The 18,179-nt window shown below is 30.6% G+C and carries 12 protein-coding genes and 1 pseudogene; 8 read left to right on the top strand and 5 right to left on the bottom strand.

Annotated features, from left to right (window positions below; genetic code table 11):
* Positions 1 to 103 precede the first annotated feature (103 nt).
* Entirely contained in the window at positions 104 to 952 is an 849-nt protein-coding gene (locus AC5SML_RS05330) for a bile acid:sodium symporter family protein (protein WP_006997859.1), read from the top strand.
* Here the strand turns inward: AC5SML_RS05330 and AC5SML_RS05325 are convergent.
* Positions 945 to 1,913 (bottom strand): MarR family transcriptional regulator, encoded by a 969-nt coding sequence (locus AC5SML_RS05325; RefSeq protein ID WP_027307134.1) that lies wholly within the window; start codon positions 1,911 to 1,913, stop codon positions 945 to 947. The genes AC5SML_RS05330 and AC5SML_RS05325 overlap by 8 nt on opposite strands.
* 160 nt (positions 1,914 to 2,073) lie before the next feature.
* Here AC5SML_RS05325 and AC5SML_RS05320 point away from each other — a divergent pair, with 160 nt between their 5' ends.
* Positions 2,074 to 4,248 (top strand): autotransporter domain-containing protein, encoded by a 2,175-nt coding sequence (locus AC5SML_RS05320; protein ID WP_494616989.1) that lies wholly within the window; start codon positions 2,074 to 2,076, stop codon positions 4,246 to 4,248.
* A gap of 8 nt (positions 4,249 to 4,256) precedes the next feature.
* Here AC5SML_RS05320 and AC5SML_RS05315 read toward each other — a convergent pair whose 3' ends face one another.
* Both AC5SML_RS05315 and AC5SML_RS05310 read right to left on the bottom strand, forming a co-directional pair.
* A complete protein-coding gene (locus AC5SML_RS05315; protein ID WP_006997862.1) occupies positions 4,257 to 4,601 on the bottom strand; it encodes a hypothetical protein in 345 nt (114 codons plus the stop codon).
* Positions 4,601 to 6,751, bottom strand: a complete 2,151-nt coding sequence (locus tag AC5SML_RS05310) for an autotransporter domain-containing protein (protein WP_494616988.1) — start codon at positions 6,749 to 6,751, stop codon at positions 4,601 to 4,603. The genes AC5SML_RS05315 and AC5SML_RS05310 overlap by 1 nt, the downstream gene beginning before the upstream one ends.
* Positions 6,752 to 6,901: 150 nt before the next feature.
* On the opposite strand from AC5SML_RS05310, the gene AC5SML_RS05305 reads away from it, so the two are divergent.
* The 3 genes and pseudogenes from AC5SML_RS05305 to AC5SML_RS05295 all read left to right on the top strand — a co-directional run.
* Positions 6,902 to 7,042 (top strand): hypothetical protein, encoded by a 141-nt coding sequence (locus tag AC5SML_RS05305; protein ID WP_494616986.1) that lies wholly within the window; start codon positions 6,902 to 6,904, stop codon positions 7,040 to 7,042.
* Between the two features lie 4 nt (positions 7,043 to 7,046).
* A complete protein-coding gene (locus tag AC5SML_RS05300; protein ID WP_494616984.1) occupies positions 7,047 to 9,287 on the top strand; it encodes an autotransporter outer membrane beta-barrel domain-containing protein in 2,241 nt (746 codons plus the stop codon).
* 26 nt (positions 9,288 to 9,313) lie between these two features.
* Positions 9,314 to 9,529, top strand: a pseudogene (locus AC5SML_RS05295) (D-alanine--D-alanine ligase); the annotation flags it as partial.
* Here the strand turns inward: AC5SML_RS05295 and carB are convergent.
* Together carB and carA are read right to left on the bottom strand one after the other, a co-directional pair.
* Entirely contained in the window at positions 9,526 to 12,750 is a 3,225-nt protein-coding gene (gene carB, locus AC5SML_RS05290; protein ID WP_494616983.1) for a carbamoyl-phosphate synthase large subunit, read from the bottom strand. The pseudogene AC5SML_RS05295 and the gene carB sit on opposite strands and share 4 nt — an antisense overlap.
* The gene (carA, locus tag AC5SML_RS05285) at positions 12,728 to 13,924 is read right to left on the bottom strand and encodes a glutamine-hydrolyzing carbamoyl-phosphate synthase small subunit (protein WP_494616981.1); all 1,197 of its coding nucleotides are present in this window, start codon (positions 13,922 to 13,924) and stop codon (positions 12,728 to 12,730) included. The genes carB and carA overlap by 23 nt, the downstream gene beginning before the upstream one ends.
* 128 nt (positions 13,925 to 14,052) lie before the next feature.
* Between carA and AC5SML_RS05280 the strand changes: the two genes are divergently transcribed.
* The 3 genes from AC5SML_RS05280 (at position 14,053) to rpoD (ending at position 18,179) form a co-directional block, all read left to right on the top strand.
* Positions 14,053 to 14,514 (top strand): GatB/YqeY domain-containing protein, encoded by a 462-nt coding sequence (locus AC5SML_RS05280; protein ID WP_006997869.1) that lies wholly within the window; start codon positions 14,053 to 14,055, stop codon positions 14,512 to 14,514.
* Positions 14,514 to 16,289 (top strand): DNA primase, encoded by a 1,776-nt coding sequence (dnaG, locus tag AC5SML_RS05275; protein ID WP_494616980.1) that lies wholly within the window; start codon positions 14,514 to 14,516, stop codon positions 16,287 to 16,289. Before AC5SML_RS05280 ends, dnaG begins: the two co-directional genes overlap by 1 nt.
* 66 nt (positions 16,290 to 16,355) lie before the next feature.
* Complete coding sequence (rpoD, locus tag AC5SML_RS05270) at positions 16,356 to 18,179, top strand: RNA polymerase sigma factor RpoD (RefSeq protein ID WP_020169682.1); 1,824 nt, start codon at positions 16,356 to 16,358, stop codon at positions 18,177 to 18,179.

Here is an 18,179-nt window from a genome sequence, read left to right as displayed (position 1 = left end):
AGTTTTTTTTTAGGATTTATCTTGTCCTGTTTACAACCGACCAAAATGGGTTGACAAATGATCAAAATGGGTGGAACTATGCATGTAATTTTAAATTAAATTAATGGAAATAGTAACCAACATCGCTCCAATCGCTCTAGCTATTATTATGCTTGGACTAGGAGCTTCTTTAACAGTAGATGACTTTTTAAGAGTTGCAAAAAACCCTAAAGATTTTTTTATTGGTTTTATTTGTCAGTTAATTGTTTTACCAATCGTTGCCTATCTACTTATCATTACCTTAGGTGTGCCGATTGAAATGGCCTTAGGAGTAATGCTAATTGCAGCTGCTCCAGGGGGTGTAACCTCCAATGTTCTTACAAAATTTGCAGAGGGTGATGTAGCGCTATCAATATCACTGACAGCAGTTATGAGCTTATTAAGTATAGTAACAGTGCCATTCATTGTGATCAATTCAATTAATCTGTTTGATATCACCTATGTTGAGAGAGAAATAACAATGGTATCCATTTCTTTAAAAATGTTTTTTGTAGTTACGGTTCCAGTAATAATTGGAATGACTATCAGGCATTTTACTGGTGACCTTGTCATAAAAAATTTGAAGTTTATTCAAAGATTTTCTATTGCATTATTTTTACTTGTTTTTGCTGCAATATATATTGAAGAGTGGGATAAAATTGTAAGCTTTTTAACTCGAGCAGGTTTAATAGCCTTAATATTAAATGTAACTATGATGGTGATAGGATTTTATGTTGCTAAATTTTTTGCATCAGGGACACCTCAACAAAGAGCTATCTCTTTAGAATGTGGTTTGCAAAATGGAACCCTAGCAGTTTTTGTTGCTACTCAATTATTTGATAATATTATTTATATGGTACCCACAGCTGCCTATGCATTAGTAATGATGGCAACCTCCGTAATCTTTGTTTTTATTTTAAGAAAATCTAATTAGTGTTTATTATTTTAATCTGATTAAAAACCTTATACAAAAATTTACCCAAAGCTTTCATATTTTTATCTTGTAATTTAGTGAGCACTTTAAATTGTTTAGTTTGTGTCCCCATAGCAAAGTTATAAAGTTTTTTTTCACTAATATTTAAAAATTTGTTTTCGATTAAAAATTGTAATTTTCTTACAACGGTAGCCCTTGGAATTCCCGTAATATCAGCTATAGAAAATGCGTTAATACCAATGTGATTAGATTTTTGAACTGCTTTAAAATATTTTTGTCTATCTAAATTCTTGTCTTTGAAACCCCTATTTTGAACAGTATTAATCATTACAATTAATCCCACACATATTGTTTCTAAATCCTGAGTTTTAGTATCTGTTTTCCAACGGTTAGAAAATATGAATAAAAATTTGTAAAATTGATACCAACAAAAAGAAAAATTTTCTTTAATTAAATTTGAAATTTGATCTGTGTTTAAAGGTTCTTTAATTATTTTTTTATCTTTTAAAATTTCACTAAACGTAGAAACCAAACTACTAAAATCTTTTAAAGTTATATTAGCTTTTGTTTGTATAAAGCCAGGTCTTTCAATAAAGATCTTTTTTCCTGCTCTTTTAATAATACCTTTTTTCTCTAATTCAGATATTTTTCTTCTTACATTTTCCTTAGGTATAAGAAGGTCTCTTGCAATATCTGAAATATTAATATTTGGAATTTCTAGTGTTTTATCCTTATAAAACGTATCATAATCAACCATTAGTCCATTTTTTCTATAGTGAATAAAGTCTTTATTAATCAGATAAATTAAAATTATATACTTATCGATACCTTTAAAATTTTTATAAGCATTAATAAACCAATGAGTTACCAACGAATAATATGAGGGTGCTAACTGACTAAAATTTTCATTAATAATTTTGAAGATTTGTTCTTCATTAGTTTTATTTGTAATTTTAATCATGATTTCTATTAAAGTCTTACAAGTTGTTTTTTCCACCCATTTTGATCAGTTGTCAACACGACATGTGAGAAAACTCTAAAATGATATTATAGCTAACAAATTTAATTCGATTTGGGCACCAACACGGTTGTATTTATCCTAATTTCATTAATCTGCTAAGGTGAAAAAAATTCTCAAAACATCATTTTTTGTATTTAGCTTTTTAGCATTATTTTATTCTAATGCTTTTGCTTTTTTAGAATTTCAAAAAGAAAAAATACTATCCACAGATGTACCTGGTGTTAGAGGAATAAACTTTAAACCAGACGGAAGCATAATGTATATAACAAATCGTGTTGCAAATCATGATGCCTACATAGTTCAATATTCGCTCAGCACTCCATTCGATATAAGTACAGCAACAAGAACATTTGTTGATGGAGCTGGAACAAAATTAACATGTAGTACAGATATGCAGTTACCACACGCTATTGAATTTAAACCTGATGGAACAAGAATGTTTATAACTACCAACAAAGATCACTCTGGAAATCCTGGAGTTGCAGTCTATCAATTTAAATTAACAACTGCTTGGGATACTTCTACATTGGATTGTGAGAAAATATTTGAAGTAGACATAACGGGTGTTGGCAATGAAGATCAAGTAAGAACTTTAACATTTAAACCTGACGGAACACGTATGTTTGTGGGTGGAAAAACTCAAGATAAAATAAGAGAATATATATTAACAACTCCTTTTGATCTTCGATCTGGAGTTTCAGTGGGTTCTTTATCAGCCAGTCTAGCCAGCTCTTCTGACGGAGGAATGAGAAATATTCAATTGCATTCGGATGGGTCAATTTTGTATGTCGCAGGTGATGGTAATAATAATATACATAAATACACTCTAAGTACACCTTGGGATATCACAACTATTTCTTCTACTTCTACTGAATACGAGCTAGGTAGCAGAGTTAGTCATATGAGAGGCTTTATTTTCACAGCAAATTTTACGAAGTTGTTTGTTACTAATGATGCTGGCTCTACTGCTTCAACAAATAAAATTTTTGAATATAGTTTAGCTTGCGCTGGTACCATTACTTGTATTGATGCCTTAAATAATAATGATGTTAAAGCAATCATTGAAGCAAATGTCGAATTATCAAAACGTATAATTAAGAATAATACGCTTCCAATCTTTCACCGAATTGAATGGTTAAGAAGACATAAAAACAAAGACAATCTTTCAAATCTTAATGCAGAAATTGATTTTACAAATGAAAAAATATCAAAATTAGTTAGTGCTCTTAAAAGCTCAAAAAAAGAAGTTGATAGAAGTTATGAGAGTGAGGATTGGTTTCAGTGGAGTGAAGGTAGAGTTAGTTTGGGTAAAAATAAATCTATAAATTCATCATCAAGAGATTTTCACAGCTATGGTATCTCAGTTGGTGCAGATAAAATTAAAGATGATGACAGAGATGCTATGCATGGATACGTCTTTCAGTATGCAAACGATAATGTTGATATTGGAAGTAGTGGAACAAAATTAGAGACAGATGCATATAGTTTTGCCCTATATGATACCAAACTTAGAGATGATCACGTTTTTACAGATGCATTAATTGGAGTTAGTTTACTAGATATAGATCAAAAAAGGGTTATTTATGGTAACATTTTAGAGGGAAACCGAGAAGGTCAACAGATATATGGATCATTTAATTTTGGAAAAAGAATAGTTGATGAAGATTTAAATCTCAATCCAGGTATTAAATTAGATTTAGGGTACACAAAACTAAAAGCATTTAGAGAAAGAACTGTTGTTGGAGATAGTTTAGCTGATGCACTACTTTATAAAGAGCAAAATATTAAATCAGCATTAATAACACTTGGTGTCCTTTTAGATAAAACAGATACAGATAAAGAAGAAGATGAAATTATTAATCACCATGGTCGATTAGAATATATTACTGATCTAAGTCCATCATCAGATGCAGAATTTTATTATCTAAATAGTCAAAGTACTGTTTACAATTATAATGTAGAAAATAAGTCCAAACATAATCTTAGAATTGGGTACGGTTTTGATGTCACTTCCATAACAGGATGGTCATTCGTTGGAAATTTTGAGAGACTTCAATCTAATGGAAAAGGTTATAGTAATGACATTTATTTATCTGTAGGGTATGTTCCAATAGACGCAATGAAATTTGTATTTGATTTGAATAATTTTGAAAATACTAGTTTCTCATATAAGAATAACATAAATGGATTTGATTTAAAGATGAGCTCTAATTATAATTTTATAAGTGATGTACCTGACTATGGCACAAATATAGAAATTTCAAATAAATTTTGATTTAATAATTATTCTATAACTTCAATTTCATTAATAATGCTTACAATTTTTCCACCTATAAGGACGGCGTTCACTCTTGCGCATTCATAGTATGCAGAGGAGCTCTCTTCTGCTGTTTGTTTCATTTCTAAACATCTAGATTTATTCTTAGTTAATAAATGTTCATATAACTCTGGTGGGTCACCTAAATACATCATGAGACCAATTACTTCACCTTCTTTTTCAAAATCTGCTTTTTCTTCTATAGCTGCAACCCTGTCATCAACACCAATTTCAAAATTTTGAAATGCAACAAAGCCTTTATAAAAAATAAAAGCTAAAGCTAAGTAGAAAACTATTTTTATTTTACTCATTAAAATTTACTTAATATAGATAAGTTAGCATTATGATTTTCTTGATTTGAAAAATTATTTTCTAAATCAAATTCTAAATCAAATACACCTAGTGCTTTAGAAATTTTAAAGCTCGAAGTCATTTCTTCATCAAGACCAAGTGCAAACTCTGTTTCTTTTCTATATAAAAAGCCTGCTGATAATGTAAATTTATTAATATAACCATGACCCTTGATTTGCTGTCTTTCGTAATCAGTACTAATTATTAACCCTTGGTCATGCTTAAAATCTAAACCAAGTCCTGCTGTGTATATATCTCTATTTTTGTTATCAGCTTGATATTCAAAACTTTCACTGTTTGATACGTAGCTTGTTACCACCTTAGAGCTTGAGGCAAACTCTTTACTGTATTCAAGATTAATTCTAGATCTTACAGTTGAATTTTCTAGATCAACATCTTGGTCTATTAATACTCCTAAAGAAGCCATTAAAGATTTAATGTCTTGATCATTATAACTAAGTGCTGCAGCGCTGCCACTTTCTGTATAACCATTAAGTGCTGTATAACTTCCATCGATACGACCTGTTGGAGTAATAATTAAATCACCATTTTCATACTCTCTTCCAAAATTAAGTGAACCAAAAACCTGCTTACCTTCACGGTCACCCGTATTTATGTCGGTATTTCCTTCATATTTTCTTACAATATCACTATCTAAATAACTAACTCCAAAAACGTGTTTTAAAAAATTACTGTTTTCTAAACTGTTAATTCCATAAAGAGATAAACTTAATGCATTTGTATCAACTTTAGAACCAAAGGTTCCAACATCAACATCAGTCTGACCCACTCTTAAAGCAACTCCTAATATTTGGTCATCATCCATTTTTGTATCAACACCCACAGTTATACCAAGGCTATCAATATCTTGAGCAGAACTTAAGGAGCTCTCACCAATTTTTCCAAAACTAATGCTACCTTCGGACCATACCTCCCAATCATTAGGTAAAATTTGATCTAATTTTTGAAGTGGGTTTAATTTAGCTTGTGCGGAACTTAAAACATTATTGGATACTTTCTTTAATAATTCATTTTGAAAGTTTAACTCTATATTTTGTGCACTTGCGTTGTAGTATTTATTCGCTCTTAAAATAGATAGTCTTTTTAAAGCAGACTGACTTGAATCTTTTGCAAAATTTTTAGCAGTATTAATTTGTGCATCAACTACACCCCTTACATCTTTATTTTTTTGTGGTGCATCACATGTTGATGAACTAGTGACTTTAAAAGGACAGCTTAAGCTATACTCTCGAACTTCATCATCACGCCAATTTATGTGATACATTTTTGTTCCAGAACCATTGAAAGCCATGCCACTTAAGTATTCATCACTGGAATGAGTTGGTGAGAATGTACCAGTTAATGTTGCGCTTGAGCTTGATATATCGAAAGCAGTAGATAAAGCGTATTCATCAATTTTATTATCAGCGTTAGAGCTACCTCTTGATTTTACTACAAACATTTTTGATCCATCAGCATTGAAACCTAGTCCCTGATGAAAATTACTACTTGTTGCATTAGTAAGTGTGTTGGTTAAAGTTTTAGTATCAGGGTTATATGGTGTTGAAAGATTATATTCTTCTACCCGCGTATTTGTCTGATTCAAAACAAACATTTTTGTTCCATTATTATTAAAAGCAAGTCCTCTTGGATCACCACCAATAGAAGTAAAAGTGGTATCTGCTGCAGTGATCGATCCAATATCATATGGTGTACTTAAAGACCATCTATCAATCCCATTACCTCCAGTTCCTAAAATAAAAATTACAGTTCCATCTGAATTAAATTTTACATCTTCTGGTGCACCCTCTACTGTTCTTATAAGCACTGACTTTTCTAAAGCTGCTGAAGTAATATCAAAAGCTGTCGTTAGATTATATTGTAATATTTTATCAGCACCAATTCCTGTAATATACATTTTGGTACCATCAGGTTTAAATGTTATCCCAGTAGCGCTTCCTTCATCGTCGCTGATATCAAGATTAGCAATAAATGTAGGTTCAGCTAAAGCTAGTGATGAAAAAAATAAACTAAATAAAACTAAAAATACCTTTAGTTTAAGAGCACCTTTTATAATTAATTTTTTACTTTTTTTTATTAAATTAAGCATCTTGATTTATTAAAATTTATATATTTGAATTTTTGATGAAGATTATTTTATCCTCGATAAAACGCACTCAATATCAGAATTTCTGCCCGTTTTGAGCACTTAAAAGAACTGAAAAACCGCTAAATTAAATTTTATATAGTATTTTTCATTATGGTATTTTTTTTAAGAAAATTAGCTGTCGGTTCACTTGTGTCATCATTTTTTATTTTGATGCAAGCACAAGCTGGAATAGTTGAACTGGTAAATAAACAATTTAAAGACCTGAGTATTAAATTGTCAGCAACATTTTAATCTTATGAAATTTATAAAAAACTTTATTTTAATTTTATTATTTATATTTCCCATCTCTAATTCCTTTGGAGCTATGGTTACTTATGTGCAGAACGAAGCATTCCTTGATGGTCCTGGAGATTCAAATAAACAAAGTCGTTCCATAAATGGTATTCATTTTAATAAAGATGGAACAAAATTGTTCACAACTTATAATTTTAAACCTGAAATCAGTGGGTCAGCTACCGATTTTCAATTTGTTCACGAATACAACTTGTCTACACCATATGATATCTCTACAAGAACTTATGCAGGAGATGACGAAAGGTGTGAATTAGGGAGTGGAAGCAACGGTCATGATGAAAACAGTGCACATGATTTAGAATTTAGTAATGATGGAATGAAATTATTCACGTCAGATAAAAATGGAGATATACTTTTCAGATTTGATTTAACTTCTCCGTATGACGTTTCAACTTGTACTTATGTCTACCAAACTACTACTGTCGACACTCCTGCGTTACAAAACGATAGTAATGCTGGAGATAGTAGTGGCAATACAACTAACAACAGACTTCAAGGTTTTGAAATTAATGAAGATGGAACGAAACTATTTTTATTATTTCATGATACTGGTGCATCACCTAGATTGCACGAATATAACTTGTCTATACCATTCGATTTAAGAACATTGTCGTTGGTTTTAAGTGCGGGAATTCCATTAAGCGGAAGTGGTGTAGTAAATCCAAATACAATGAGATTTAGCAATAATGGAAAAAGAATTTTTGTTGTCAGTCATAATGGATATAATGTTACTCAAATTTCATTAGGTTCAGCGTATGATACGTCCTCTTTTACTATAGATGGTAGTGTTGAAATAAAATCTATATCTGGGAACTTATTAACTCAACCAAGAGGAATTTCATTCAGTTCAAGTGGCTTAAAAATGTATATTGGTCATGACACCACTAGTTCGATATTTGAATTTAATTTAGTTTGTCCTTTTAACATTATTGAAGGAAATTGTCCTCCAGTTACAGAAAATAGTGTCAGAACTGGAATAGCTATTGCACAAATAGAAGTTGCAACAAGAACTATTGAGCACTCAACGGACACTGCTTTAAATAGATTAAAATGGATTAGAAGAAATAAAGATAATCAAAACCTTACAAATCTTAATTTAGATCTTAATTTTACCAATCAAATGCTTGCCTCTTTGACAAAAGTTGTAAAAACCTCAGCTACTACAAAGAAAAAAGAGGAAAAACAACAAGACGTATTTTATTGGAGTGAAGGAAGTATTGCTGTTGGTAGAGTTGGAGAGACAAATGTTTCTTCATTTAAAAAAATTAAAACTGATGCAATTACAGTTGGAGTGGATAAATTTACCAAAAATAATGGCATTAGTGGACTTGCTTTTAGATTTGGTAAAAATGATGTTAAAGTTGGTTCAGCTGGAAGTAATTTAGATACGAATACTTATAATTTAACCCACTATTCCTCATCCCCAATTGAAGATGATACAAAATTTATAGACACTGTTTTTGGAGTGGGTATCCTCAACTCTGATATTTTGTCAGTACTTGATGGTAAACGTGTAACCGCTGATAGAAAAGGTAGACAAATATATGGAACAATTAAATTAAAAGATGAGATTAAGAAAAATAATTTAATTCTAATTCCTTCTGGACAAATAGACCTTGGTTATACCCGGTTAGATAGCTATCAAGAAAGTGGTAACACTGCTATGAAATTTAAAAAGCAAGGCATTCAATCAAGAAATGCAAGGCTTTCAATTGCTGCAATTGATGAATTAGAAAATGAAAAATATACAATTAGAAAGCATGGAAAATTAGAATACAAAGCAAACTTAAATCGTTCTTCTAATATAAAGTATTCTTACGTCTCTGATGCAACAAGTGGTGAATTTGATACCAAACTAAATTCAGGTGCTTTACACAATTTAAATGGTGAATTAGGTATAGATATAATTTTACCTGATAGTTTTAGTATCTTTTTAATTTATGAGAGAAATCAAGCATTAGGCACGGGTCATACTGATAAAATACATTTAGCGATAGGATATTTACCTAACAGAAAAACTAACTATGCTTTTAAATTAGTAGGCTCAGAAAATTTAGGATCTGAGTATAAGATAAGTAAAAATATCGATGATTTTGAAATTGATTTTAAATTAAATAATCAAGATGCCTTAAAACCAAATACTTTTGATGAAGCAACGATTAATTTAAAGAAAATCTTTTAATTTAATATTTTTCAGACAAACTTTTAAAACTTGCAAAAGATTCATTTAAAGCCTTAGGTGGAAAATCTTTAGGTAGAATAGATATTAAAATGGATCACTTAGGGGTTCCTCATTTTATAGAAGCAAATTTAATGCCGGGTCTTAGAAAAGGTTATTTCTATAGATCGTGTGTTCTAAACCTTGATATGAGTTACGAAGATATGATTTTTAGTATTGCAAATACTGGACTGTCTTCACATTAAATATCTTGAAGTGCAGTTACTGTAATCTCTTTTGTTTTTAAAGATCTAATCCCCATCAAGCAAGCTTGAGCAGTAGACATGTTTGTACAATAAGGAACTTTATTACCTAGGGTTGCTCTTCTTAAAGCCATTGCGTCATGAAGACGATGCTCACTATTTCCACCACCTGTATTAATTACAAGTGCAATTTTTTTAGAATTTAGTACATCAACAATGTGAGGTGAGCCTCCGCTTACCTTGTTTATTGTTTTACACTTTATTCCATGTTTACGAATGTAATCAGCAGTTCCACCAGTGCCACATAAAGTGAAATTTAATTTTATTAATTGTTTTGCAAGATCTACACCTTCATCTTTATGACCATCTTTTAGAGAGATAAATGCTAGACCTTTAGTGGGCAATGAGTTTGAAGCAGCAATTTGGCTTTTTGCGTAAGCCATGCCAAAATCTTTATCAAATCCCATTACTTCACCTGTTGATTTCATCTCAGGTCCTAACAATAAGTCACTATTTGGGAATTTATTGAAAGGAAATACAGCCTCTTTAACTGCAAACAGGTTTTTGTTTTTACCTTTTAAGTTAAATTTAGATAATTTTTCACCAGCCATTACACGTGATGCAATTTTAGCAAGAGGAAGACCTTTTGCTTTAGATACAAAAGGAACCGTTCTACTTGCTCTTGGATTTACTTCAATTACATAAATTTCATCATTTTTAATGGCAAATTGAATGTTCATAAAACCTTTAACATTTAATGCTAGAGCTAATTTTTTAGTTTGAATTTCTATTTCAGAAATTAGTTTAGGTTTAATAGATACAGGAGGCAGACAACAAGCAGAATCTCCTGAGTGAATACCCGCTTCTTCAATATGCTGCATGATACCTGCAACAAATACTTGCTTACCATCAGATATCGCATCAACATCAACTTCCATAGCATGACTAATAAACTTATCTATTAATATCGGATTATCTTCCGCAGCTTTAAATGCTTCTTCTACAAAATTTTTTAATTGGCTTTTCTCATGAACAATTTCCATTGCTCTTCCACCTAAGACATAAGAAGGTCTAACCATTAAAGGCAGTCCAATTTTTTCAGCAATTTGAATGGCTTGTTTGTAAGTTTTGGCAATACCACTTTCTGCTTGTTTTAATTTTAATCTATCAAGTAACTTTCTAAATCTATCTCTATCTTCAGCAAGATCTATTGAGGTGTACTGCGTACCTAAAATTGGAAGTTTGTTGTCATGTAAAAACTTTGCGAGTCTTATAGGAGTTTGCCCACCAAATTGAGCGATGATCCCCACAAGGTTTCCTTTTTGCTGTTCTTTTTTAATAATATTATAAACATACTCTTCTTTAAGAGGTTCAAAATAAAGTCGGTCACTTGTGTCGTAGTCTGTTGAAACCGTCTCTGGATTACAGTTAATCATTATAGTTTCAAAACCACTATCTTTAAGAGCATAACTCGCTTGGCAACAACAATAATCAAACTCAATACCTTGGCCTATACGGTTTGGTCCACCACCCAAGATTATAATTTTTTTTCTTGAAGAAGGTTCTGCCTCACATTCTGAGTTTAAAGCATAATTTCTTTGGTAGGTTGAGTACATATAAGGAGTGAATGATTTAAATTCAGCAGCACAGGTATCTACTTTTTTGTAAACGGGTAATACTTTTAAAGCAGTTCTTTTTTTTCTAACAAGGTCTTCAGGAATTTTAGTGATTTCAGATAATTTTTTATCAGAAAAACCTATTGATTTAATTCTGTTAAACTCATTATAGTCTTTAGGAAGCCCTTTTTTTTGTATCTTATTTTCTTCATCAACAATTTCCTTTATTTGCTGTAAAAACCAAGGGTCTATTTTGCAAAGTTGGTGAATTCTTTTAAGATTTATTTTTTTTCTAAACGCTTCAGCAGCTAATAATATTCTGTTTGGAATATTTTTTTTTAATTCTTTTTCAATTTGTTTTTTGTTTAATGGAAAAATACGATCTAAACCTGAAAAGCCAATTTCAAGAGAAACCAATGCTTTTTGAAGAGATTCTTTAAAGTTTCTCCCAATTGCCATTGCTTCACCAACTGACTTCATTGATGTTCCAAGAACCGCCTCAGATGTTGAGAATTTTTCAAAGGTAAATCTTGGTATTTTAGTTACGACGTAATCAATACTAGGTTCAAAAGAAGCAGGCGTTGTTTTAGTAATTTCATTTTTTAATTCATCAAGGGTGTAACCAACTGCTAGTTTTGCTGCAACTTTTGCAATTGGAAATCCAGTTGCTTTAGATGCAAGAGCAGATGAACGTGACACTCTTGGGTTCATTTCAATAATAACCATTCTGCCGTCTTTTGGATTGATTGCAAATTGAACATTTGATCCACCTGTTTCTACTCCAATTTTTCTAAGACAAGCAATTGAGGCATTTCTCATAACTTGATATTCTTTATCTGTGAGTGTTAGAGCGGGTGCAACGGTAATCGAATCTCCTGTGTGAATTCCCATTGGATCAATATTTTCAATAGAACAAATAATAATACAGTTGTCTTTTTTATCTCTGACAACCTCCATTTCAAATTCTTTCCAACCCTCAAGGCATTCTTCAATTAAAATTTGGTTAACAGGGGACTCGTGCAATCCATCTTTAACTATTTTAAGATATTCTTTTTCAGTTTTGGCAATTCCTCCACCCAAACCACCCAAGGTAAAAGCAGGTCTAATGATTGCAGGCAACCCAATTTGTTTTAAAGCTTTTGCAGCATCTCTAATATGAGATACCACTTTAGATTTTGGTAAGTCCAAACCAATATCTAACATATTTTTTCTGAATTTTTTTCTGTCCTCTGCATTAGAGATCGCTTTTGAATTAGCTCCAATTAACTCGATTTTATATTTTTTAAGAATTCCCTTTTTTTCCGCCTCCATTGCTAAATTTAAAGCAGTTTGGCCACCCATTGTTGGTAAAATTGCATCTGGTTTTTCTTTTTTTAGAATTTTTTCTAATACCTCTAACGTTATTGGCTCAATATAAGTTTTATCTGCAACACCAGGATCTGTCATGATCGTTGCTGGGTTAGAGTTAATTAAAATAACTTTATAACCTTCATCTTTAAGGGCTTTACAGGCTTGTGTTCCTGAGTAGTCAAACTCACAAGCTTGACCTATGATAATGGGTCCAGCACCAACGACTAATATAGTTTTAAGATCTTTTCTTTTTGGCATTTTTTTTTATGTTGTTAATAAATTCTTCAAATAAGTAAACACTATCTTGCGGTCCTGGATTTGATTCAGGGTGATATTGAACAGAAAAAACAGGTTTATTTTTTAATCTAATTCCTTCAATACAATTATCAAATAAAGATTTGTGAGTGACTTCAATATTTTTTGGCAATGATGCTCTTACAATTTCAAAGCCATGGTTTTGACTAGTGATTTCAACATTGTCTTTAATCAAATTTTTAACTGGATGGTTAGCACCTCTATGACCTAGTTTCATTTTTTTAGTTTTTGCACCTAGTGTTAGAGCTAGAATTTGATGACCAAGACAAATACCAAAAATAGGTAAATTATTTTTGATTAACTCTTTAATGATTTCAATTGCATATTTACCAGTTGCTGCAGGGTCACCAGGGCCATTAGATAAAAAGATCCCATTTGGCTTTAATTTAAGTATGTCTTTTGCACTCGTTTTGCACGAAACCACTGTTACTTTACAATTAAGATCTGAGAAATATCTTAAAATATTTTTCTTTATCCCATAGTCAATTGCAACAACATGTAATGAACTTTTCTTATTTTTTAAATAACCAGTTTCTTTTTTCCAAGTTCTAAAACCTGACCAAATATAATTTTTTTTAGTAGTTACTTGTTCTGCTAAATCTAAATTATTTAATCCACTCCATTTTGCTGTGATATTTGCTAATTTGCTAATATTGAAATTACCTTTATTAGAAAAAGAAATAGTACCTTTTGGGGCTCCCTTATCTCTAATATAATTAGTCAAGCCTCTTGTATCTAAACCAGTGATCCCAACAATTTTATTTTTTTTTAACCACAGGTCTAAATTAGCTAAAGATCTATAGTTAGAAGGACTTGTTATTTCAGAGTTAAAAATTACACCTTTGGTCCAAACTTTATCAGACTCTAAATCTTCTTTATTAGTTCCAACGTTACCAACGTGAGGGAAGGTAAAATTGATAATTTGTCCAGCGTAAGAGGGATCTGAAATGATTTCTTGATAACCAGTTAGAGAAGTATTGAAACATACTTCACCTGTTGCTGTTCCTTGATAGCCAATACCAACTCCTTTAAAGATAGTTTTATTTTCAAGAACTAAAACGCCTGTGTGAATCTGTGAGATTTTGTTAGAGCTAATTTTTTTTGCTTTTTTGATCAATTACAACTCATGAGTTAAAGGTTAATACAATAAAACCCTAATTATCGCAACAGAGATGTATTATAAAATTATAAAAAAACAATTTTTCTTTTGAAGAATTTTCACTTTGCAGTAGATTAAAAAATATTATGACATTGAAAGAAAAAATAGAAACTAACTATAAAAATTCTCTAAAATCAAAAAATAAGGTTGAAATCTCAACCTACAGGTTAATTTTATCTGGAATAAAAGATCTTGATATTGTCAATCGATCTGGAGCCAACATAAAAGAAACAGACGATGATGATATAAAAAAACTTTTAAAGAAAATGATTAAGCAAAGAACCGAATCAATAGAGATCTATAAAAAGAATGAAAGAATGGATTTGTTAGAAGTTGAGCAAAATGAATTTGATCTTTTATCTAGTTTTTTGCCACAGCAGTTAAGTGATGAAGAAACTAAAAAAATATGTGTAGATACAATAAGTAAATTGGGTGCTGCATCAATTAAAGACATGGGTAAAGTAATGGGTGAATTAAAGAAGTCATACCCTGACAATCTAGATTTTGCTAAAGCTGGACCTTTGCTAAAAGAACTATTAAATAAATAATGAAATACCCAAAAGAGTATTTGGACGAAATTAAAACTCGTTTAAAGGTTTCGACAGTTGTATCAAAGTCTGTCAGTCTAAAAAAAAGAGGCAAAGAATTTGTAGGTTTATCACCCTTTAAAACTGAAAAAACACCTTCATTTACAGTTAATGATGAGAAGGAATTTTATCATTGTTTTGCAACATCGGAACATGGAAATATTTTTGATTTTGTAATGAAAACTCAAAATTTGAAATTTGGAGAAGCGGTAAAATCATTAGCAAATCTTGCAGGTATGAGACCTTACACATTTTCAAAGCAAGATGAAGAGCGTGAAAAAAATTGGCAAGAATATTGCTCAATCTACAATCAATATGTTCAATTTTATCATGATGAAATTTTAAAGAATGAAAGCTTAACTATTGCAAGAGAATATTTAAAGAAAAGAAACCTTAGTAAAGATGAAGTTAAAAATTTTAAAATAGGTTTTGTTGAAAGAAACTCAAATTTTTATGAAAAATTAAAAGATGAATTTAGTGAAAAAGTTTTAGTTGAAAGTGGTCTTTTTTATTTAGATGAAAAAAAGAATACATACGTTGAAAGATTTCGAGATAGAATAATATTTCCAATTAACAATATTTCAGGTCAACCTATTGGATTAGGAGGAAGAACCATCCAGGAAAATAGTTATTCAGCAAAATATATTAATTCTCCTGAAACACCTTTTTTTAAAAAGGGTTCTAACTTATATAATTTAGATTTAGCTAGAAGATTATCTAATAAAATAGATCATGTATATTTAGTTGAGGGATATATGGATGTAGTTGGTTTAAGTAAAAATGGAATTGAAAATGTTGTGGCAAATCTTGGAACTTCTTTAACGGATCGTCAAATTTTAATGCTTAACCAATTCTTTGAAGATATCATTATTTGTTTTGATGGTGATGAAAGTGGATACAAAGCAGCTCTTAGAGCAGCAGAAAATTCAATTAAAGAGTTACAACCAGAAAAACAAATCTCGTTTCTTTTTTTACCAGATGGAGAAGACCCCGATAGTTATGCAAATAAAAATGGTAAAGCAAATTTTATTGATTTTACAAAACAGGCAAAAATTTCAATTCATCAGTTTATATTTAACCATTATAAACAACAAACTGATAACAATCCTTCATCAATGGCTATTTTTGAAAAAAAATTAAGAGCTATTGCTGCAACCATAAAAGATGATTTCATAAAAAAATATGTACTAGAGTTTTTCTTGGAGAAAATTTCATCCTTAACCCCACATAGCAATATCGGAAAAAAACAATTTTATACTAAAAAAGTTAAGTCATTACAGTCTACTCAAAAACACTTTAACGAAAGTAAATTATTGAGCGGTGTTGAGCTTAAAGAATTTTCATTGCTTTATTTAATAATGAACAACTTGGATTTATTTCAAGAAAATATTCACATGATTGAAAATATAAATCTATTTAGTGAAGAAAATAAATTAATCCTTGAAACTTTGATAACTAAACTAAAGAGTGGAGAAAAACTTACCTTAGATCAAATTCCAATTGACCCTCAATTAACTGAAAAAATCTTTAAATTTGCCTCAATAAAACATATTCTAAATAATCACCAAAATGATCAGAATAAAATGTTTGAATTATTAGACGAAGTTTCTAGAGACCTCAAAAACTACGATTTAGAGTTTAGGATTGAAGAGCTCGAGTCGAAGTTTTCTAAAGATTTAAGCGAAAGCACTTTCAACGAAATAAGAGAGCTAAAAAAACAAAAAAACATCAATTAAATCCTTCAAAAAATACGTGGATTTTTCTCAAATTGGGCTTATATAAGTCTTCTCAAATATACTATTGTGGAAAGAATAATTACAAAATCATTTGCTAGACTTATGGGTCGTGGAACCCATAGAGGATTTATAACTTTTGATGAGCTGAATAAATCATTAGGTAAAAGAAATCTTTCAGACGAAAATTTAGAACAAGCCTTCATGTACATTCTTGATGAGAGTGTAGCATTGGTTGAAAAAAAATCTGACTTTAAAGTTTTAAGAAAAAAAGAAAATTCATCTAAAGAAGAAGGCAAGACAATTGAGAAAAGTGATGACCCTATAAGAATGTATTTAAGAGAGATGGGTGGAGTAGAACTCTTGTCTCGTGAAGGTGAAATTGCAATTGCAAAAAGAATAGAAGCTGGAAAAGATGTAATGCTTATCGCATTAGCACAAAGCCCAATTACTGCACAACAATTTGTAGAATGGGATGAAAAACTTCAAAGTGATGAAATATTAGTTAGAGAAATTATCGATATTGATACTAACTACATGGAAGACGAAAATACAGGTCCAAGTGCTAAACAAAGAAATTCTGGGGAAACTGATAAAAATGAAGAGAATAATGGAGACGATGATGAGTTTAATCCAACGCTTGCAGCAATGGAAACTGAAATCAAACCAAAAGTTTTAAAAACTGTTAATACTTTAACAAAAGAATATGCAAAATTAATCAAGTATCAAAAAGAAAAACTTGATTGTATTTTAAATGCAGTAAGTTTCTCAGCTGCTAAAGAAAAAGGACATGATAAAATTGTAAGTGATATTTTAGAAAATATTAAATCATTACAATTGTCACCCTCTGTATTAGAGGAATTGGTTCAAAAACACTATGTGGAAAATAAAAAAATTGTTTCACTAGAAGGAAATCTTTTAAGGTTGGCAATGGATCAAAAAATTCCAAGAAATGAATTCATTAAGTTTTATATTGGCAATGAAATTAATCCAAATCTTAAAAAGTTCTTGGATACTAACCCCATGTGGAAACAGTTTTTTTCAAAAAATAAAGATGAATTTAAAAACATAAGAGAGAGATTAATTGAGATTAGTCATAAACTTGGAATTTCAGTAACTGATTATAAAAAAATAGTTAGTAGAGTTCAAAAAGGTGAAAAAGAATCTAGAATTGCAAAAAAAGAAATGGTTGAAGCAAACTTAAGATTGGTAATTTCAATTGCAAAAAAATATACAAATAGAGGACTTCAGTTTCTAGATCTTATTCAAGAAGGAAATATCGGTCTTATGAAAGCTGTAGATAAGTTTGAATACAGAAGGGGTTATAAATTTTCAACATATGCCACTTGGTGGATTAGACAAGCAATCACCAGATCTATTGCTGACCAAGCGCGAACGATTAGAATTCCAGTTCATATGATTGAAACTATTAATAAAATTGTAAGAACCCAAAGATTAATTTTAAGTGAGTTTGGTAGAGAAGCTACACCTGAAGAGCTTGCACAAAAATTAAGAATGCCTTTAGATAAAGTTAGAAAAGTTTTAAAAATATCAAAAGAACCAGTATCTCTTGAAAAACCAGTTGGAGATGAAGAAGATAGTAGTTTGGGTGATTTTATCGAAGATACAAAAGCATTAGCACCTTTAGAACAAGCTATTAAATCTAATCTAAGTGAAGCTACGACTAAAATTTTATCAACTTTAACACCAAGAGAAGAAAGAGTTCTTAGAATGAGATTTGGTGTTGGAATGAATACAGACCATACTCTTGAAGAAGTGGGTCTTCAGTTTTCTGTAACAAGAGAGCGTATTAGACAGATAGAAGCTAAAGCTTTAAGAAAATTAAAACACCCAAGCAGATCCAAACAGTTAAAAAGCTTTTTAGAAAGTTAA

The sequence above is a fragment of the Candidatus Pelagibacter sp. PS_17 genome, from assembly GCF_059417945.1.
The sequence above is the reverse complement of the archived record's forward strand: the minus strand, read 5'-3'. Positions and strand labels throughout refer to the sequence as shown.